General features: G+C 62.6%; 21 protein-coding genes. 15 read left to right on the top strand and 6 right to left on the bottom strand.

Annotation, left to right across the window (positions count from 1 at the left end):
* The first annotated feature begins 12 nt into the window (after window positions 1–12).
* Window positions 13–678 carry a hypothetical protein gene (locus VOI21_RS23860; RefSeq protein WP_323772479.1) on the top strand — a complete coding sequence of 222 codons (666 nt, stop codon included), beginning with the start codon at window positions 13–15 and terminating at the stop codon, window positions 676–678.
* Window positions 675–1,025 (top strand): hypothetical protein, encoded by a 351-nt coding sequence (locus tag VOI21_RS23855; protein ID WP_323772478.1) that lies wholly within the window; start codon window positions 675–677, stop codon window positions 1,023–1,025. The genes VOI21_RS23860 and VOI21_RS23855 overlap by 4 nt, the downstream gene beginning before the upstream one ends.
* Before the next feature lie 21 nt (window positions 1,026–1,046).
* On the opposite strand, the gene VOI21_RS23850 is transcribed toward VOI21_RS23855, so the two are convergent.
* A complete protein-coding gene (locus VOI21_RS23850; protein WP_323772477.1) occupies window positions 1,047–1,868 on the bottom strand; it encodes a quinoprotein dehydrogenase-associated SoxYZ-like carrier in 822 nt (273 codons plus the stop codon).
* Window positions 1,869–1,989: 121 nt separating this feature from the next.
* Here VOI21_RS23850 and VOI21_RS23845 point away from each other — a divergent pair, with 121 nt between their 5' ends.
* A complete protein-coding gene (locus tag VOI21_RS23845; protein WP_323772476.1) occupies window positions 1,990–3,039 on the top strand; it encodes a quinoprotein relay system zinc metallohydrolase 2 in 1,050 nt (349 codons plus the stop codon).
* Window positions 3,040–3,045: 6 nt separating this feature from the next.
* Here VOI21_RS23845 and VOI21_RS23840 read toward each other — a convergent pair whose 3' ends face one another.
* On the bottom strand, window positions 3,046–3,651 hold the full coding sequence (locus VOI21_RS23840) for a hypothetical protein (protein ID WP_323772475.1): 606 nt from the start codon (window positions 3,649–3,651) through the stop codon (window positions 3,046–3,048).
* Between the two features lie 168 nt (window positions 3,652–3,819).
* On the opposite strand from VOI21_RS23840, the gene VOI21_RS23835 reads away from it, so the two are divergent.
* From VOI21_RS23835 to VOI21_RS23805, 7 genes are all read left to right on the top strand, one after another.
* Complete coding sequence (locus VOI21_RS23835) at window positions 3,820–4,932, top strand: S-(hydroxymethyl)glutathione dehydrogenase/class III alcohol dehydrogenase (protein WP_323772474.1); 1,113 nt, start codon at window positions 3,820–3,822, stop codon at window positions 4,930–4,932.
* A gap of 6 nt (window positions 4,933–4,938) precedes the next feature.
* Window positions 4,939–5,763, top strand: coding sequence for an S-formylglutathione hydrolase (gene fghA / locus VOI21_RS23830; RefSeq protein WP_323772473.1), 825 nt, complete (start codon window positions 4,939–4,941; stop codon window positions 5,761–5,763).
* A gap of 26 nt (window positions 5,764–5,789) precedes the next feature.
* The gene (locus tag VOI21_RS23825; protein ID WP_323772472.1) at window positions 5,790–6,194 is read left to right on the top strand and encodes a cytochrome c family protein; all 405 of its coding nucleotides are present in this window, start codon (window positions 5,790–5,792) and stop codon (window positions 6,192–6,194) included.
* Window positions 6,195–6,314: 120 nt separating this feature from the next.
* A complete protein-coding gene (gene xoxF5, locus VOI21_RS23820; protein ID WP_323772471.1) occupies window positions 6,315–8,117 on the top strand; it encodes a lanthanide-dependent methanol dehydrogenase XoxF5 in 1,803 nt (600 codons plus the stop codon).
* A 140-nt stretch (window positions 8,118–8,257) separates the two neighbouring features.
* Window positions 8,258–8,722 carry a c-type cytochrome, methanol metabolism-related gene (locus tag VOI21_RS23815; protein ID WP_323772470.1) on the top strand — a complete coding sequence of 155 codons (465 nt, stop codon included), beginning with the start codon at window positions 8,258–8,260 and terminating at the stop codon, window positions 8,720–8,722.
* Window positions 8,703–9,536, top strand: a complete 834-nt coding sequence (locus VOI21_RS23810) for a substrate-binding domain-containing protein (protein WP_323772469.1) — start codon at window positions 8,703–8,705, stop codon at window positions 9,534–9,536. The genes VOI21_RS23815 and VOI21_RS23810 overlap by 20 nt, the downstream gene beginning before the upstream one ends.
* Window positions 9,533–10,081 carry a PQQ-dependent catabolism-associated CXXCW motif protein gene (locus VOI21_RS23805; protein WP_323772468.1) on the top strand — a complete coding sequence of 183 codons (549 nt, stop codon included), beginning with the start codon at window positions 9,533–9,535 and terminating at the stop codon, window positions 10,079–10,081. Before VOI21_RS23810 ends, VOI21_RS23805 begins: the two co-directional genes overlap by 4 nt.
* On the opposite strand, the gene VOI21_RS23800 is transcribed toward VOI21_RS23805, so the two are convergent.
* The 4 genes from VOI21_RS23800 to VOI21_RS23785 are packed head-to-tail and all read right to left on the bottom strand — an operon-like array spanning window position 10,082 to window position 12,828.
* A complete protein-coding gene (locus VOI21_RS23800) occupies window positions 10,082–10,876 on the bottom strand; it encodes a quinoprotein dehydrogenase-associated SoxYZ-like carrier (RefSeq protein WP_323772467.1) in 795 nt (264 codons plus the stop codon).
* Window positions 10,873–11,832 (bottom strand): YncE family protein, encoded by a 960-nt coding sequence (locus VOI21_RS23795; RefSeq protein ID WP_323772466.1) that lies wholly within the window; start codon window positions 11,830–11,832, stop codon window positions 10,873–10,875. The genes VOI21_RS23800 and VOI21_RS23795 overlap by 4 nt, the downstream gene beginning before the upstream one ends.
* Window positions 11,795–12,340, bottom strand: coding sequence for an SRPBCC family protein (locus tag VOI21_RS23790; RefSeq protein ID WP_323772465.1), 546 nt, complete (start codon window positions 12,338–12,340; stop codon window positions 11,795–11,797). Before VOI21_RS23790 ends, VOI21_RS23795 begins: the two co-directional genes overlap by 38 nt.
* On the bottom strand, window positions 12,337–12,828 hold the full coding sequence (locus tag VOI21_RS23785) for a DUF3280 domain-containing protein (RefSeq protein WP_323772464.1): 492 nt from the start codon (window positions 12,826–12,828) through the stop codon (window positions 12,337–12,339). The genes VOI21_RS23790 and VOI21_RS23785 overlap by 4 nt, the downstream gene beginning before the upstream one ends.
* A gap of 203 nt (window positions 12,829–13,031) precedes the next feature.
* Between VOI21_RS23785 and VOI21_RS23780 the strand changes: the two genes are divergently transcribed.
* The 5 genes from VOI21_RS23780 to VOI21_RS23760 all read left to right on the top strand — a co-directional run bounded on the left by VOI21_RS23780 (window position 13,032) and on the right by VOI21_RS23760 (window position 16,964).
* The gene (locus tag VOI21_RS23780) at window positions 13,032–14,171 is read left to right on the top strand and encodes an ABC transporter substrate-binding protein (RefSeq protein ID WP_323772500.1); all 1,140 of its coding nucleotides are present in this window, start codon (window positions 13,032–13,034) and stop codon (window positions 14,169–14,171) included.
* 13 nt (window positions 14,172–14,184) lie between these two features.
* On the top strand, window positions 14,185–15,159 hold the full coding sequence (locus VOI21_RS23775; protein ID WP_323772463.1) for a YVTN family beta-propeller repeat protein: 975 nt from the start codon (window positions 14,185–14,187) through the stop codon (window positions 15,157–15,159).
* Between the two features lie 11 nt (window positions 15,160–15,170).
* A complete protein-coding gene (locus VOI21_RS23770; RefSeq protein ID WP_323772462.1) occupies window positions 15,171–15,608 on the top strand; it encodes a hypothetical protein in 438 nt (145 codons plus the stop codon).
* A 22-nt stretch (window positions 15,609–15,630) separates the two neighbouring features.
* Window positions 15,631–15,885 carry a PepSY domain-containing protein gene (locus VOI21_RS23765; RefSeq protein WP_323772461.1) on the top strand — a complete coding sequence of 85 codons (255 nt, stop codon included), beginning with the start codon at window positions 15,631–15,633 and terminating at the stop codon, window positions 15,883–15,885.
* A 101-nt stretch (window positions 15,886–15,986) separates the two neighbouring features.
* Complete coding sequence (locus VOI21_RS23760) at window positions 15,987–16,964, top strand: ABC transporter substrate-binding protein (RefSeq protein ID WP_323772460.1); 978 nt, start codon at window positions 15,987–15,989, stop codon at window positions 16,962–16,964.
* Window positions 16,965–17,092: the final 128 nt, after the last annotated feature.

Below are 17,092 nucleotides of genomic sequence, written 5' to 3'. Positions count from 1 at the left end.
GGAACCAAACTCATGCTGAAACATCTGACACTTGCGCTGGCGCTGTTGGTGGCATTGCCCGCCGCCGCCAAGTCGCTGGACGGGACCGAAACCTATGACCTGCTGTTCCGCAATGGCACGCTGGACGAGGTCAGCCGCGATGCGACGCTGGTCTATCAGCGCAGCGTGACCAACACGCTCAAGCCAGAGGCGGGCGACCGCGACAGCGGCGACATTGCGCTCAGCTTTTCCGCCGACGAGCCGGGCCTGGCACAGATCGAGTTCCGAAAAGAGGGCAAGGCGCGCGGGCTGGGCCGCTTTCCGGCCAGCGTCGGCAACCCGATGATCATGTTTTTCTACGAATCGGTGATCCGCGACATGGCGGAATCCGCCGGCGGCAGCCCGTTCTACATCCGCAACCGGGTGAAAGAGGCGCTGGTACAGCCAAGCGATGTGGTCGAGGGCGAGGCGCAGTTTGATGGCCGGACCATCGCGACCCGCACCATCAGCCTGTACCCGTTCCGTGACGACCCAAACCGTGACCGGATGCAGGGTTTTGGCGATCTGGAATTGCAGGTGGTCATGTCCGACGATGTGCCCGGATGGTATCTGGCGCTGACCGCCGATGCGTCGGGGGCCGAGGGCGGGCCGGTCTACCGTTCGGAGATCACCTTTGATGAGCTGGAGGGGGCAGAATGAAGCGCGCGGCTTTTGCCCTGATCCTCACCATTCTACCGCTGGGGGCGGGCGCGCAGGACGTCGCCCAGCAGTACAACGATTACCCCACGGCGGCGCGGGCGGACTACGTCTTTGCCTGCATGGCCACAAATGGGCGCAGCCGTCAGGTGCTGGAACAATGCGCCTGTTCGATCGACGAAATCGCCTCGATCCTGCCGTATGAAAGATATTTGCAGGCGGAAACGGTGCTGTCCATGCGCCGCACCGGGGGCGAGCGTATGGCGGTCTTCAACAGCGCCGTTGCGGCGCAGGCGCTGGTGGTCGACCTGCGCCGCGCGCAGGCCGAGGCCGAGGTTATCTGTTTCTGAGCAAAGGATGGGGCAGGGCGGTCAGCCCTGCGCCGCCGCCTTGGACAGTTCGCGGCTGAAACTGTTGCCTTCGGTGTCCGTCGCCTTGACGATCAGCATTTCTGCGCCGTTGTCGTTGTAGGAAAACCGGAACACCGGGTTCTCGGAGATCGAGATTCCGCCATCGACGGTGAACAGCAGGTCATCGCCTTGCCAGACTTCCATGTGGTCGATGAAATGCGCCGGGATGAACAGTTGTGTCACCTGATCGCGCTGAAGACCGGAATAGTTCGGGTGGCGGATCATGATCTGCGCCTCACGGCGCGGCGTGGACATGGCCGACATGGCCGCTTCGTCGAACAGGCGCAGTTTCATCTGGCCCATGCCCGCCAGCGCCAGTTCCGGGTCCCGCGTCGCCGGGGCAGAGCAGCCGCCAGACGCCTTGACGTAGCGCCCCGACATGCTGAGGCCCTGCGCGGTTTCGGCAATCACCCGCAGGTTGGAATACTGGTTCACCCGAACGCGCAGTTCGAACTCAAGCGGGGCCATTGCGTCCGAAAACGTCATGACGGCGGCCACCGGGGCCGGGTTTTCGTCAATCACCACGGTCGCGGATGTGATCGGCAGCGCCGGGTCCAACTGGCGCAGGACCACCGGCACCGTCGCCGCGTCATGCGCGCGGTAAGGCGCATCGACGCCAATAATCGCGGTGCCATCGGCCAGCGTGACATCGCCCACAACGTCCGGGAGCAGATCGTCCCAGGTTGCGCTGGCGGTCAACGGGTTGGTGATCGGCGCATCGGCCAGTGACGGTCCGGCAATCAATGCTGCCAGAACGGCCGTAACAAAGGCTGGATTAGCCATGCCTCCTCCTCCTGCATGGGTACGCCGGGGACCATGCCACAGTTTCCCTTTTTCTGATATATGGCGTTTCGTCTGTGTCGCTCACGATTTCGCGCGCCACGCATTGGGGAAGGGAAATGTGATGTTCGAAGCGGTGGTGATGCTGTGCGCCGGACTGGAGGGGTCGCCCTGTCGCGCGGTGCTGTTGCCCGGCTTTGAGGCGGCCGACCTGTCCCTATGTGAGGCTGAGCTGAGCGCGTCCCCGCCGGATTTGTCCGGTTTTGGCGCCACCTCTGCGCCCCTCACCTCTGCGCCTCTGTGCCAGCCCGTTGGAGACGTCCTAGAGACCGTGGAAATCGCAGAGGGCGTCTATGTCCACTCTGGCTTGATCGAGGAACCGACCCCGGACAACCGGGGCGACGTGTCCAATCTGGGGTTCATTATCGGGACAGACTCCGTGGCCGTCATCGACAGCGGCTCTGCCCGCTGGATCGGTGAGGCGACGTGGCGGGCGATTCGCGCCCGGACCGACAAGCCGGTCAGCCATGTCATCCTGACCCACATGCACCCCGATCACGTCTTTGGTGCGCCGGTCTTTGCCGAGGCGGGGGCAGAGGTCGTCGGCCACGCCAACCTGTCCCGCGCCCTTGCGGACCGGCAGGCGAACTATCTGGACAGCCTGAACCGCCTGATCGGGGTGGGGCCGATGCTGGGCACTCGGATGCCGACGGTGACGATGCCGGTCGACTCAGGGGTTACGCTGGATCTGGGCGGGCGTGTGCTACAGGTGACCACCTGGCCGCTGGCCCATTCGCCCACCGACCTGACGGTCTATGACGCGACCACCGGCACCCTGTTTGCCGGCGATCTGCTGTTTCACGATCACGCCCCGGCGCTGGATGGCAGTGTGTTGGGCTGGCAGGCAGTCTTGACCGCGCTCAGGGGTCTGCCCGCCGCGCAGGTTGTGCCGGGCCACGGCGCGGCCACTTTGCCTTGGCCCAAGGGCGCCGAGGCGCTGGAGCGCTACCTTGAAACCCTGCTGGCGGACACCCGCGCCGCCATCGCCGCAGGCATGCGGCTGGGCGACGCGGTCGAAACCATCGCCGCCGCAGAGGCCCCGTTTTGGCACCTGTTTGACGCCTACAACCCCCGCAACGCCACCGTCGCCTTTACCGAGTTGGAGTGGGAGTAAGCGGCGTCAGTTGTCCCTGACCTCTGCCTGAAGCATCTGGGCAATGCCGAACAGACGCTTTTCCAGCAGGGTCGGCGTCTCACACAGGTAGGTGATGTTCTGCTGCCGGTCGGAATAGATCAGTTGGTCCCAGTCCAACTGTTCCTCCAACGCATCGACGCGGTCAAAGTCCGGTTCCGCCTTGGCCATTTGCGCGGTCATCTCAGTGCGCGCCGCCTCGATCTTTTCGCTCAGCGCGATCTGGCTTTGCGAGAAGTCCCCGATGCCGGTGATGATGCGGCTGCGACGGCGGGACAGACGGTCGAACACCTGTTCGAAAACCAGACCAAGCACATCCGCATCGCCATCATGGGCCTGTGCAAAGGCGGCGACGTCCGGGCGCAATTCCTCAAGGGCGATTCGGCGCACCGCCAGCTTGGACGCAAGCGCCTGAACGTCGTGGCGCAGATCGTCCGGCAGGGTCTCGGGCACCGGATTCGCCCACATCAGGCCGACCGACAACCGCTCTACCTTGCGCTGGATGCAGGGCCATGTGGGGTCCGAAAAATCAGCGGCAAGCGCAGGCGTTGCCAGCCCCAGACCGACAAGTGCAAGTATTCTGGCGTAAACCATTCCGTGTCTCCTCCCGCCGTGAACGATGCCCGATAGGGCGGGTCAAGTCCACGGCTGCCCAATGCCCACCATAGTCTGCATTGTTCGGTATACGACAGGCCACCATACTGACCCCCGAGGACGCGTCCGGCCCGCAGAATGGCTGGATCGCGGAAGGGAGAAATGACGATGCGTACACGTGCTGCCGTGGCTGTAGAAGCCGGCAAACCTCTTGAAATTATGGAAGTCGAACTGGACGGACCCCGCAAGGGCGAAGTGCTGGTCGAGATCAAGGCCACCGGCCTGTGCCACACGGATGAGTTCACCCGCTCGGGCGACGATCCCGAGGGCATCTTTCCGGCAATTCTGGGCCATGAAGGCGCAGGCGTGGTGATCGAAGTGGGTGAGGGGGTGACCTCGCTTGAAGTGGGCGATCACGTGATCCCGCTGTACACCGCAGAATGCCGCGAATGCGAATACTGCCTGAACCCCAAGACGAACCTCTGCCAAAAGGTACGGGCGACGCAGGGGCAGGGCCTGATGCCGGACGGCACCACCCGGTTCAAGATGCTGGATGGCACGCCGATCCATCACTACATGGGCTGCTCGACCTTCGCCAACCACACGGTTGTGCCGGAAATCGCACTGGCGAAAATCCGCAAGGACGCGCCCTTTGACAAGGTCTGTTACATCGGCTGCGGCGTCACCACCGGCATCGGCGCGGTGATCAACACCGCCAAGATGGAAATTGGCAGCCGCGCCGTGGTCTTCGGACTGGGTGGCATCGGGTTGAACGTCATTCAGGGGTGCCGTCTTGCGGGTGCTGACCAGATTGTCGGCGTCGATCTGAACGACGACAAAGAGGAAATGGCCCGCCACTTTGGCCTGACCGATTTCGTAAACCCCTCCAAGGTCGAGGGTGATCTGGTGGCGCATCTGGTCGAACTGACCAAGGGCGGCGCGGACTATACCTTTGACGCCACCGGCAACGTGAATGTCATGCGCACCGCGCTGGAATGCGCGCACAAGGGCTGGGGCGAATCGATCATCATCGGCGTGGCACCTGCGGGGGCCGAAATCAGCACCCGTCCGTTCCAGCTGGTCACCGGCCGGGTCTGGCGCGGCACTGCCTTTGGCGGCGCCAAGGGGCGCACGGATGTGCCCCGGATCGTTGACTGGTACATGGACGGCAAGATCGAGATCGACCCGATGATCACGCACAAGCTGACGCTGGACGAGATCAATCACGGCTTTGACCTGATGCACGAGGGCAAGTCGATCCGCGCCGTGGTGGAGTACTGATCCGGAATGGAAACCGTGTCTGAAAACCGCAGCTTCGAGGGCGTTCAGGGCGTTTACAAACACGCCTCGACCGCCTGCGGATGCGACATGACCTTTGCCGTCTACCTTCCGCCGCAGGCGAAAACGGAAAAGGTGCCGGTGCTGTGGTATCTGTCGGGGCTGACCTGCACGCATGAAAATGCGATGACCAAGGCCGGGTTTCAGGAACACGCGGCGCTGCACGGCATTGCCGTTGTCTACCCCGATACCTCGCCGCGCGGCGAGGGTGTGGCCAACGACGAGTCTTACGATCTGGGGCAGGGCGCGGGGTTCTACGTGAACGCCACCCGCAGCCCGTGGCGCGCCAATTTCCAGATGTACGACTATGTGACCCGCGAATTGCGCGATCTGGTTCTGGCCAATTTCCCGATTTCCGACCGGCACGGAATCACCGGGCATTCAATGGGCGGACACGGCGCGTTGACGATCGCCATGCGCAACCCGGAGATGTACGATTCACTCTCGGCCTTTGCGCCGATCGCTAACCCAACCCAAAGCGATTGGGGCAAAAAACAGCTGAGCGCCTATCTGGGTGACGACGAATCCACTTGGTGCCAGCATGATTCAGTTCTACTTTTAGGCGATAAGGGCTGGAAAGGGGACTTGTTGATCGACCAAGGTGGATCTGATCAGTTTCTGGACCTGCTGAAGCCGGAAACGCTGGCAGAAGCGATGATGCGTAACAGGCAATCGGGCGTCTTCAGGATGCAAGAGGGGTACGATCATTCGTATTTCTTCGTAAACTCCTTTGCGGGCGACCACGTCGCCTGGCATGCAGAACGCCTCCTTTAAGTCCTGGAAAAATACAAAGGTTTACTATGATCAAGACAGTACTCGGCGCAACACTCGCAACCCTGCTTCCCTTCATGGCTCTGGCGGACAGCCATGCCATGGAAGGCGATGCCGAAGCGGGAGAAAAGGTCTTTCGCAAGTGCAAGGCCTGCCACGCCGTTGGCGAAGGCGCAGAAAACAAGGTCGGCCCGATGTTGAACAACGTCGTCGGTCGCCAGATGGCCTCTGTCGAAGGCTTTGGCTACTCGAAAACCATGGTCGAGATGGGCGAGGCCGGGGACGTCTGGACGCCCGAGGCACTGGACGCCTTCCTGGCCAAGCCGCGCGACTATGCGAAAGGCACCAAGATGGCCTTTCCCGGCCTGCGCAAGGATGACGACCGCGCCGACGTGATTGCATACCTCAAGACCTTTACCGACGAAGGGTCCTGACACAGGGAATGCCTGCCCCGCCGGGAGGAGAGTACTGGCGGGGCAGGCACACGGCGACAGATCGGGCGGAACCCGGTCTGTCATGACAAGGCGAAAGCCAAGATTTTCGGGAGGAACGAAATGAAAATTCTAACCATGATGACATCGGGCATCGCCCTTTGCTGCGCCTCTATGGCGATAGCAAACGACGATCTCGTGAATCAGATGGACGACCCCGCTCAGTGGGCCATCCAGACGGGTGACTACAGCAACCAGCGTTACTCGGCTCTTGACCAGATCAATGCCGAAAACGTCAAGGACCTGCAGGTTGCATGGACGTTCTCGACCGGCGTGCTGCGGGGCCACGAAGGCTCGCCGCTGGTGATCGGCAACATGATGTACGTGCACACGCCGTTCCCGAACATCGTGTACGCGCTGGATCTGGAGCAGGACGGCAAGATCGTCTGGAAGTATGAGCCCAAGCAGGACCCGGACGTTATCCCGGTGATGTGCTGTGACACGGTGAACCGTGGTGTGGCCTATGCCAATGGCAAGATCTTCCTGCATCAGGCCGACACAAAGGTTGTCGCGCTCGACGCCATGACCGGCGAAGTGAAGTGGGAAGTGCAGAACGGCGACGCCGCCAAGGGTGAGACCAACACCGCGACGGTCCTGCCGGTCAAGGACAAGATCATCGTCGGCATCTCCGGCGGCGAATTCGGCGTTCGTGGCTCTGTCACCGCCTACAACATGGAAACCGGCGATCTGGAATGGCGCGCCTATTCCATGGGTCCGGACAGCGACATCCTTGTTGACCCGGAAACCACCACCCATCTGGGCAAGCCGGTTGGCCCCGACTCAGGCACCAACACCTGGGAAGGCGACCAGTGGATGATCGGCGGCGGCACCACATGGGGCTGGTATTCGGCCGACATGGAGGAAAACCTCGTCTATTACGGCACCGGCAACCCGTCCACATGGAACCCCGCACAGCGTCCCGGTGACAACCGCTGGTCCATGACCATCATGGCCCGCGACATCGACACCGGCGAAGCCAAGTGGTTCTACCAGATGACCCCGCACGACGAGTGGGATTATGACGGCATCAACGAGATGATCCTGACAGAGCAGGAGATCGATGGTGAACAGCGCAAGCTGCTGACCCACTTTGACCGGAACGGCCTTGGCTACACGCTGGACCGTGTCACGGGTGAACTGCTGGTGGCGGAAAAATACGACCCCGCCGTCAACTGGACAACCGGCGTCGACATGGACCCGGACTCTGACACCTATGGCCGTCCGGCCGTGGTGGCGCAGTACTCGACAGAGCAAAACGGCGAAGACGTCAACTCCACCGGCATCTGCCCGGCGGCGCTTGGCTCCAAGGACCAGCAGCCTGCGGCCTACTCGCCGAAGACCCAGCTGATGTACGTGCCGACAAACCACGTCTGCATGGACTACGAGCCGTTCCGCGTGTCCTACACCGCCGGTCAGCCCTATGTGGGTGCGACGCTGGCGATGTACCCGGCACCAGACAGCCACGGCGGCATGGGCAACTTCATCGCGTGGGACAACATCGCGGGTGAAATCAAGTGGTCCATCCCCGAGCAGTTCTCGGTCTGGTCCGGTGCTCTGGCCACTGCGGGTGACGTGGTGTTCTACGGCACGCTTGAGGGCTACCTGAAGGCCGTTCACGCCGAAACCGGTGAGGAACTGTACCGCTTCAAGACCCCGTCCGGCATCATCGGCAACGTGATGACCTATGAGCAGGGCGGCAAGCAGTACGTCGGTATCCTGTCCGGCATCGGCGGCTGGGCCGGGATCGGCCTTGCGGCTGGCCTGACCAACCCGAACGACGGTCTGGGTGCTGTGGGTGGTTATGCCGCTCTGAGCGACTACACCGCGCTGGGTGGTCAGCTGACCGTCTTCGCCCTGCCGGATTGATCGTCCGCAGAGACTGACAATGGCTGGCGCGGCCCCGACAAGGGCCGCGCCCGTCCAATAGACACTCCACAGACAGGTGAGTTCCGACCATGACATTGACAGGAAGACTGCTCTCTATCGCTATGTTCGCAGGCGCCGCTATGGCCGCCTCACTCGCGGGCGCAGATAACCTGACCGCTGCCTATTCGGAGGATGGGCGCTATTTCACAGATGAGGACATCCCCACATACAACGTGGGCGAGGATGGCACGGTCGACTGGATGACCTATTCCGGCTTTCGCCGTTATCATTCCGAATGCCACGTCTGCCACGGCCCCGAGGGCGAAGGCTCCAGCTACGCGCCCGCGTTGAAGAAATCGGCCATCGACATGGATTACTACGATTTCTACGACGTGGTGGTGAATGGCCGCAAACACGTCACAGCGTCGGATAATTCCGTCATGCCGGCGTTTGGCGATAACCCGAACGTCATGTGCTATCTCGACGACATCTATGTCTATCTCAAGGCACGTGGCGCTGACGTGGTTCCGCGCGGGCGTCCCGGCAAGAAAGAAGGCAAGTCCGACGTGATCCGCGAGGACGAAAATGCGTGCCTGGGCTTCTGAAGCGGCGCTGATCCTGACGCTGCTGGCCTTTGGCGGGGCAGGCAGCGCGCAGACCTCGGACCTTGTGTCCACCAGCGCGCTGCGGGTCTGCGCCGATCCGGCCAACGACCCGATGTCGATGAAGGACGGCTCCGGCTATGAGAACAAGCTGGCCGACCTGATCGGGGAAAAGCTGGGCCTGCCGGTGCAATACACCTGGTATCCGATGGCGACAGGGTTTGTCCGCAACACCCTGAAGGTCAAGAAATGCGACGTGATCATCGGTTACGCGCAGGGGCATGAATTGGTGTTGAACACCAACCATTACCTGACCTCGACCTATGTGCTGATCGTGGCCAAGGACGGCCCGCTGGCGGATGTGGACAGCCTGTCCGATCCCCGCCTGAAGGGTCTCAGGATCGGCGTTATCGCGGGCAGCCCGCCGTCGACGCACATGGCGCGCAACGGGTTGATCGGCAAGGCAAAGGCCTACAACCTGTTTGTCGACCGCCGTCACGAAAGCCCGACGCACGACATGATGGACGATCTGGAGACCGGAGAGATCGACGCCGCGATCCTCTGGGGGCCGATCGGCGGCCCGATGGTCAAACAGGGTCATCCCAATTTCGCGGTCATCCCGCTGGTCAAGGAAACCCTGCCGCCCAAGCTGTATTACCGGATCACCATGGGCGTGCGTCAGGGCGAAAAGGTCTGGCAGCGCAAGCTGAACTCGCTGATCCGCCGCCATCAGGATGAGATCAACGCCATACTTGCTGAGGCTGGCGTGCCGCTGGTCACCGATCTGGGCGACGCGGTTCTGGACATCTCGCAATGATCCGGGCGCTGGCACTCCTGCTGCTTGCGGGGCTGCCAGCGGTCCTTGCTGCGGAGAGTGAGCCCGCCGATTACCGCATGGATCACTATCGCGGGCCGGTGCCATCGTCCCTGGCCGGGGCCACGGTTGTCGGGCCGGAGGGCGCGCATGATCTGTGGATGGCTGGCAAGACCGCCTTTATCGACGTGCTGCCGCAGGCCCCGAAACCCGCCAACCTGCCCAAAGGCACGATCTGGCGGGACAAGCCGCGCGACTCTATCCCCGGTTCGATCTGGCTGCCCAATGTCGGCTATGGGGCCATCGCCGATGTCACCGCCGACTATTTCCACCGCGGTTTGGCCAAGGCCACCGGCGGCAACCCGGACCATCCGGTGCTGTTCTTCTGCCTCGAAGATTGCTGGATGAGTTGGAACGCCGCCAAACGCGCAGTCGAATGGGGTTATACTCAGGTCTACTGGCTGCCCGAAGGCACCGATGGCTGGCTGCTGTGGGAGTACCCGCTGGAACGGATCACCCCGGAAGAGCCGCAGCCCCCCGGCGGCTGATCAGAACGCCGCCAGATCCTTGTGCGCGTGGGTGACGGTCCCCTTGGTATCGGTCAGGGTCACATCCACCGACCGCGTCTTGCTGGGCACCGACAGGCCGACGCGCGGGTTTTCCGACAATGAGATCGACCCGGTCATGTCCACATAGCCTGCCCCGTCCAGCACAATGTCGAGGTTTTCGACATAGCGCATCGGGATATACAGCAGCGTGATCTGATCCATCTGCATCCCGGAATGCGACGGGTGCGAAATGTCCACGTCCAACTGGCGCAGGCGTGCAGACAGGCCAAGCCCGCTGCCCGGTGACAGCCGCGCCACCTCCAGCCCCATATCGCCCAGCGTCGCCAGTGCGGCGGCGGGATCGGTCCCCGGCGGGGCCGCGCAGGCCCCGGTGCCCGACGTCTTGACGTGGCCTTCCTTGACCCAAACGCGGCCGTCCGTCGTCTCGGCGATCACATGCAGCGGGGTCGGTCCGTTGATCCGCATGGTCACGTCAAAGAAAAACCCCGGTTGCGGCACGTCCAGCGCGAACACCGCCGAGACTGGCATCGGGTTTTCGTCCAGAACCAGCGTGATCTTGTCCAGCAGCAACCCTTGCGGCGCATGGATCATCGCGGCGATCTGCGTGCGCGCGTCGTTTTCGGTGCGGTAGGGCGCGTCAATGGAAATCATGTCCGTTCCGTCCAGCAGGGCGCGGTCGGGAAACAGTTGCGCGGTCACCGCGTCCCACCCTTCGCCGGCAAAACCGGGCAGGGCGGCGCAGATCAGCGCGGTACTCAATAGAAACCGTTTCATTCTTCTCCTCCCAGAAGAAAGACACCAAAGGCGCGGGGGCCGTCGCAGGTGTCCAGATCCTTTAGCACGGTCAGGGCCTTTGCGTCGATGACAGAGGCCGTGTTGTCGAACCAGTTGGCCACGACGATGCGTGACCCGTCGGCGGTGACATCTATCCCCTCGGGGTATTCGCCGACCTCGATCCGGGTCACTTCGGTCAATGCGCCCATGTCGATCACACTGACGGTGTTTTCATATTGGTTGGTCACAAAGGCCCGCCCGGCGGCGAAGGCCACGCCGTAAGGGCGCTCACCGACCGGAACAGTCGCGGTGACAGAGCCCGCAGCGGCGTCCACGACGCTGACATCGTTGGACCCGACGTTGCCGACAAACAGCCGCCCATCGGGGGCAAAGCGCAGGCCAAAGGGCCGGATACCCACCGTGACCCGGTGCAGCAGCGCAAGGGTGTCCGCGTCGAAGACTGACACCTGATCGGCGTCACGATCCGCAGAGGCAAGGAACCGCCCGTCCTCCGACAGCGCCAGCCCCGCCGGGGCCGCGCCGGTCATCAACTCTTGGTCCAAGGTCAGGGTGTCGTCCGACAGCACCCAGATCCGGGCGTTGTACCAGTCAGAGACAAAGACCCGCCCGCGCCGCGCATCATGGGCAATGCCGATCGGGCCGCCGTCCAGCGCGACCTCAGCCAGAACCGTGCCGCTGCGATCATGGCGTCGCACCGTCTTGCTGTCCGGGGCGACGGTAAAGACCGCGCCGTCCCGCGACACGGCAACCCCGGCAGGCTTGCCCGGGACCGACCAGCGCGCCCGTTCCTGCCCGCCTGTCAGGTCAAGCACGCTTAACCCGTCGCCGTTCTGACAGGTCACAAAAGCGGTATCCGCCGCCGCGGGCAATGCCGCGACGACGCAAAGGATGAGCGCCCTAGCTGCCCGGCGCACCGAACCGCTCGACCAAGGCATCCAGTCCGGCCTGATAAACCGCCGACACAGCGGCAATCGCCGCCTCATCGCTTAGTTCGGGGGGCGGATCGTTGTTCGGATACCCGCGATAAAAGGCCCCGCGCCATTCCACCAGAGAGCCGCCACCATCGCGGGGTTTGACCGTGACATGAGACGAATAGTTCGTCACCGGCAGCACCTCTACCGCGACCTCTGTGATGCGGTAGGAATAGCTCATCTTCTCATCGCTGTGCTTGTACAGGATCTCAGAGATCGTCGGCCCGCCCGCCTGTCCCAGCGTCAGAACGCGGGTGGCGTCGATGGCATTTCCGCCCGCGCCGCTGGAGTCAAAGACCGCCGGATGCCAGCTCATGTCCTGAAAATTGCCGATGGCGGCCCAGACCTCTGCCGGGTCGGCGGCGACCTCGGCGGTCAGCGTGACTTTCTGCCGGGTTGGCCCGTGGGCCAGCGCCAGCGACGGCAGAGCCAGCGCAACCGCCGTCACCGCCATAAATTCGCGTCGTTTCATTTTTCCTCCCCTTTGAAAAAGGCTGTCTTGAGAATGTATCTCATTCCTCTCAGCCACGATTCGTTCGTGTTGGACCGGATGTCGACCACCCGCCCCTTGACCGTTTGCCCCGTCTCCGGGTCGCGCATTTGCAGGTTCATCGACAGAATCAGGTTCGAGACCTTCTGAACCTCCCCCACCAGCACGAAATCCGCCCCCAGCTTTTTCGCCATCCGGGCATCACAGCCATAACATTTTGCCGGGTTCACCACGCGGTCAAGGTCTGCCTGCACCGGGGCGAGGTCCAGCAGGGTATAGCCCTCGGCGATGAAACGCTCTGCCACCAGATCCTCGATCAACTGCAACCGGGTGAGTTCCGCAGGATTTTGACCCAGTTCCGCAGTCTGAAGCGACGAATCCAACAAGGTTATCCCCAAAAACGCCACACTGTCCCCGGCAGCGGCGGGGCCGCCCAAGGCAAACACCAGCAATGCAAAGATCCGGCGCATGGGGCCTTTCTTAGAAAATAAGAGTCGTAGAGCATCGTGCAGGCGTTACCCTTTGCCACGCAACCCGACCAAAAGTATCGGTTGCAAAGGGCCCGCGATTTGCTTGGGATATCAAGAACAAGCCCGAGACAAACAAACGGGCAGGGGAGGATGTATTGCAACGGATCATTGCTCCGCTTTTGGCGGTGCTGTTGTGCATCGGTATGGGCGGCCCTGTGCTGGCTCTGGATGTGGCCGCAGCGGTTCTGCGCATCGACTACCCGCGCCTATTGCCAATTTCCCGCTACGATCTTGTGCCGGAGGATCTGGGCTTTGCCGGGGCCGATCTGGCCGACATGGATAATGGCACCACCGGCAGCTTTCTGGGCCATACCTATGCCACGACAAAGGTCGCCGTGCCGCCCGATCAGGCCGACGCCGCGTTGGACCAGCTATTGGCCGACGGAATCCGGTTGATTGTCGTGATGGCCGACAGCCGCGACCTGCTGCGCCTGACCGACCGCGCCGCCGAGGCGGGCGCGCTGGTGCTGAACGCCAGCGCGCCGGACGTGGCGCTGCGGTCGCAGAACTGCCGGGCGACGCTGCTGCATATCGCGCCTTCCAACCTGATGCTGGCAGATGCGGTGGCACAGTTTTCCGTCTGGAAAAGATGGGACGAATGGTTCCTGATCTCCGGCTCCAACTACGAGGACACCTCGCTGGCCGAGGCCTACCGGCGGGCGGCGCGCAAGTTCGGCATCAAGATTACCGAGGAACGGCTGTTCGCCGATACCGGCGGCTCTCGTCGGACGGATTCGGGGCACGTGCTGGTGCAGCGCCAATTGCCCGCCTTCACCCAAGGGGCCAAACGGCATGACGTTCTGATCGCCGCCGATGGCACCGATTACTTTGCCCGCTACCTGCCCTATCACCTGTCGACGCCGCGCCCCGTCATGGGCTCTGCCGGTTTGCGCCCGGTGACCTTTCACGCCGCGCATGAGGCTTGGGGCACCACGCAATATCAGACCCGGTTCGAAGAGTTGACAGGCCGCTATGCAAGGGCAGAGGATTACAACGTCTGGCTGGCCCTGCGCGTGGTGGGCGAGGCCGTGACCCGCGCCAGCACCACCGATGCAATGGCGATCCGCGACTATGCCCTGTCCGACGCGTTCGAATTGGCCGCCTTCAAGGGGCAGAAGGTCACGTTCCGCAACTGGAACGGCCAGATGCGCCAGCCGATCCTGCTGTATGATGGCATGATCACCGTCAGCGTCAGCCCGCAGGAGGGCTTTCTGCATCAATTCTCACCCTTGGATACGCTGGGCCTCGATCGCCCGGAATCCGAATGCTCTGCTTTCAATTGACCGGGAGGTTTGCATGAAAACCCTGATCGCGACCTCGCTGCTGGCCCTTCTGACCGCCGCCCCGGTCATGGCCAACAAGGCCTTTGTGTCGAACGAGCGCAGCAATACCATAACCGTGGTCGACACCGACACGTGGGAGGTGCTGCAGGAATTTGACGGCGGCAACCGCCCGCGCGGCATCACCCTCAGCCCCGATGGGTCCAAGCTGTATGTCTGCGCCTCCGACGACAGCCTTGTGCGGGTCTTCGATACCGAAACCTACCGCGAACTGGACAGCCTGCCCTCTGGTCCCGATCCGGAACTGTTCATTCTCGAACCCTCGGGCAAGCGGCTGTATATCGCCAATGAGGATGACAACCTTGTCACCGTGACCGACACCGAGAAACACACCATCCTTGCAGAAATCCCGGTGGGCGTCGAACCCGAGGGCATGGGCATGAGCCCGGATGCCAAATGGGTGGTGAACACGTCGGAAACGACGAACATGGCGCATTTCATTTCGACCGAGGATTACAAGATCAAGCACAACGTGCTGGTCGATCAGCGCCCGCGCTACGCACAGTTCACCGATGACGGCAGCCGCCTGTATGTCTCGTCCGAGATCGGCGGCACCGTGTCGGTGATGGACATCGCCCCCGACGGCACCCCGACGCTGGTGCACAAGATCGGCTTTGAGGTGCCCGGCGTGCTGCCCGAATGGCTGCAACCGGTCGGCGTCAAGGTCACGCGCGACGGCAGCCGGGTCTTTGTCGCCCTCGGCCCCGCCAACCGCGTCGCCGTGATCGACGGCGCAACGCTGGAGGTGCTGGATTACATCATCGTCGGCCAGCGGGTCTGGCAACTGGCCTTTACCCCGGATCAGAAATACCTGCTGACCACCAACGGCAATTCCAACGACATCACCATCATCGATGTCGCCCGTGAAAAGGCGATCAAATCGGTGCAGGTCGGCCAACAGCCCTGGGGCGTGGTCGTGACCCCGAATTAATGGAGACCGCCATGAAATTCCTGACCGCCGCCGCCCTTGCCTGCGGCCTAACGGCTCCGGCCGTGGCCGCGCCGCTGTGCGATGACCTTGGCTTTGCCGGGCTGCTGGCCTCATGCAACCGCGGAGAGCCGATCCAGCTGACCCTCGCCTCTGGCCAGCCACTGGGAGAGGACCTAACCCTGCAATCGGGCGCCTACTACAAGATGTTCATCACCGCCGACGGGTCCGCCGAACTTGCCATCAGCGGGCCAGAGTTCTTTCGCGCGATCTGGATGAACGAGATTGTCATCAACAAGATCGAAATCCGCCCCATGGCCATCGACTCGATCGAATTTGACGATGAAGGCACGGCGGAACTGTCCTTTATCGCCATCAAACCCGGCACCCATATCCTGCGCATTCCCGGCTCTACCGGCGAGTCGCAGCAGATCCGCATCAGCATCCAGTGACCCCAAACCGGAGCATTCCGTCATGACACGTATCCTTGCCTTTGCCCTTACCGCGCTTGTCGCCGCCCCGTCATTTGCTGCCAGCCACGCGATCCCGCAGGAAACCGTCGACAAGATCACCGCCATGCTGACCGAAATGAAATGCCAGATGGACCCCGACGATATCGAGATGGAGGACGGCGGCTATGAACTGGACGACGTCATTTGCGAAGGCGGCCGCCAGTTCGATATCGAACTGGACGCGGACCTGAACGAGGTCGGCAGGCGCGCCGAATAAACACCGCTGCCGCGACCAAAGCCCAATGGTCAGCGTCGCGGCAATCCTCACAATACGCCAGCGCGACCGCAGAGTCGCGAGAGCCAACCGGGAGACCTTTTATGATCCGATCCATCACACGCCGGGGCGCTTGTGCCCTTCTGGCGATGATTGTCGCCGCCCCCGCCTTTGCCCAGGATCTGCCGGTTATCCGCGCTGCCGTGCTGAAAATCGGCACCGTGAACTGGGAACTGGCGACCATCGTCGAGCAGGGCTTTGACGAGGCGCATGGCTTTGACCTCGAAATCGCGCCTTATGCCGACAATGGCGCAACCCGCGTCGCCGTCGAGGGCGGAGAGGCAGATGTGGCCGTCGCCGACTGGATCTGGGTGGCGCGGCAGCGCGCCGCCGGCAAGGATTACGTATTTGTTCCCTACTCCAAAGCGGTAGGCGGGCTGGTCGCGCCAAAAGGCAGCGGCGTCACCTCGCTCAAGGATCTGGCAGGCGGCAAGATCGGCATTGCCGGTGGCCCGCTGGACAAATCATGGCTGATCCTGCGCGCCTACGCGCAACAAGAATACGGCATGGACCTGAAGGCAGAGACAGAGCAGGTCTTTGGCGCGCCGCCGCTGATCTTCAAATCCGGCCTCGGCGGCGACCTGCAAGGGGCCATTAACTTTTGGCACTTCCTTGCCAAGATGAAAGCCTCCGGCATGGAAGAGGTGATCTCGGTCGAGACGGCAGGCAAGGCGTTGGGGCTGAACACCGACACGCCGCTGCTGGGCTACTACATGAAGGAAAGCTTTCTGGCAGAGAACCCCGGACTGGCGCAGGCGCTGTACGACGCCAGCCGCGACGCCAAGGACCTGCTGGCCAACGACGATGCCGCATGGGAGGCGATCCGCCCGATCATGAACGCCAACAACGACGCCCAGTTCAACCAGCTCAAATCCGACTGGCTGGCCGGCACGCCCGCGCGCGGCCCGGTTGACATCGACGGGGCGAACAAGATGCTGGCGCTGATGTATGACCTTGGCGGCGCCGATCTGGTCGGCAAGGCAACCACCGTGCCCGACGGCCTGTTCGCCGACCTGAACTAAAGCAGATCGCCCGATGAAAGACACCCACGCGGCCACGCCAATCCTGTCGATCATCGGGCTGTTTCTGCTGTGGATCCTCTGCGCCACACTGACGGCGGACCCGACGGTCCTGCCGCAGCCGTGGTCGC

The organism is Antarctobacter sp., from assembly GCF_034670325.1.
Taxonomy (GTDB): Bacteria; Pseudomonadota; Alphaproteobacteria; order Rhodobacterales; family Rhodobacteraceae; genus Antarctobacter.
This window is presented reverse-complemented; position numbering and strand designations above follow the sequence as displayed.

What these genes read in the sequence shown, in the direction of transcription:
- VOI21_RS23775 (WP_323772463.1), top strand. Translation starts at nt 14,185, where the DNA reads ATGAAAACCCTGATCGCGACCTCGCTGCTGGCCCTTCTGACCGCCGCC.
- VOI21_RS23810 (WP_323772469.1), top strand. Translation starts at nt 8,703, where the DNA reads ATGCGTGCCTGGGCTTCTGAAGCGGCGCTGATCCTGACGCTGCTGGCC.
- VOI21_RS23835 (WP_323772474.1), top strand. Translation starts at nt 3,820, where the DNA reads ATGCGTACACGTGCTGCCGTGGCTGTAGAAGCCGGCAAACCTCTTGAA.
- VOI21_RS23815 (WP_323772470.1), top strand. Translation starts at nt 8,258, where the DNA reads ATGGCCGCCTCACTCGCGGGCGCAGATAACCTGACCGCTGCCTATTCG.
- VOI21_RS23825 (WP_323772472.1), top strand. Translation starts at nt 5,790, where the DNA reads ATGATCAAGACAGTACTCGGCGCAACACTCGCAACCCTGCTTCCCTTC.
- fghA (WP_323772473.1), top strand. Translation starts at nt 4,939, where the DNA reads ATGGAAACCGTGTCTGAAAACCGCAGCTTCGAGGGCGTTCAGGGCGTT.
- VOI21_RS23840 (WP_323772475.1), bottom strand. Translation starts at nt 3,651, where the DNA reads ATGGTTTACGCCAGAATACTTGCACTTGTCGGTCTGGGGCTGGCAACG.
- VOI21_RS23790 (WP_323772465.1), bottom strand. Translation starts at nt 12,340, where the DNA reads ATGAAACGACGCGAATTTATGGCGGTGACGGCGGTTGCGCTGGCTCTG.
- VOI21_RS23780 (WP_323772500.1), top strand. Translation starts at nt 13,032, where the DNA reads ATGGGCGGCCCTGTGCTGGCTCTGGATGTGGCCGCAGCGGTTCTGCGC.
- VOI21_RS23850 (WP_323772477.1), bottom strand. Translation starts at nt 1,868, where the DNA reads ATGGCTAATCCAGCCTTTGTTACGGCCGTTCTGGCAGCATTGATTGCC.
- xoxF5 (WP_323772471.1), top strand. Translation starts at nt 6,315, where the DNA reads ATGAAAATTCTAACCATGATGACATCGGGCATCGCCCTTTGCTGCGCC.
- VOI21_RS23795 (WP_323772466.1), bottom strand. Translation starts at nt 11,832, where the DNA reads ATGCCTTGGTCGAGCGGTTCGGTGCGCCGGGCAGCTAGGGCGCTCATC.
- VOI21_RS23770 (WP_323772462.1), top strand. Translation starts at nt 15,171, where the DNA reads ATGAAATTCCTGACCGCCGCCGCCCTTGCCTGCGGCCTAACGGCTCCG.
- VOI21_RS23860 (WP_323772479.1), top strand. Translation starts at nt 13, where the DNA reads ATGCTGAAACATCTGACACTTGCGCTGGCGCTGTTGGTGGCATTGCCC.
- VOI21_RS23855 (WP_323772478.1), top strand. Translation starts at nt 675, where the DNA reads ATGAAGCGCGCGGCTTTTGCCCTGATCCTCACCATTCTACCGCTGGGG.
- VOI21_RS23765 (WP_323772461.1), top strand. Translation starts at nt 15,631, where the DNA reads ATGACACGTATCCTTGCCTTTGCCCTTACCGCGCTTGTCGCCGCCCCG.
- VOI21_RS23800 (WP_323772467.1), bottom strand. Translation starts at nt 10,876, where the DNA reads ATGAAACGGTTTCTATTGAGTACCGCGCTGATCTGCGCCGCCCTGCCC.
- VOI21_RS23845 (WP_323772476.1), top strand. Translation starts at nt 1,990, where the DNA reads ATGTTCGAAGCGGTGGTGATGCTGTGCGCCGGACTGGAGGGGTCGCCC.
- VOI21_RS23760 (WP_323772460.1), top strand. Translation starts at nt 15,987, where the DNA reads ATGATCCGATCCATCACACGCCGGGGCGCTTGTGCCCTTCTGGCGATG.
- VOI21_RS23785 (WP_323772464.1), bottom strand. Translation starts at nt 12,828, where the DNA reads ATGCGCCGGATCTTTGCATTGCTGGTGTTTGCCTTGGGCGGCCCCGCC.
- VOI21_RS23805 (WP_323772468.1), top strand. Translation starts at nt 9,533, where the DNA reads ATGATCCGGGCGCTGGCACTCCTGCTGCTTGCGGGGCTGCCAGCGGTC.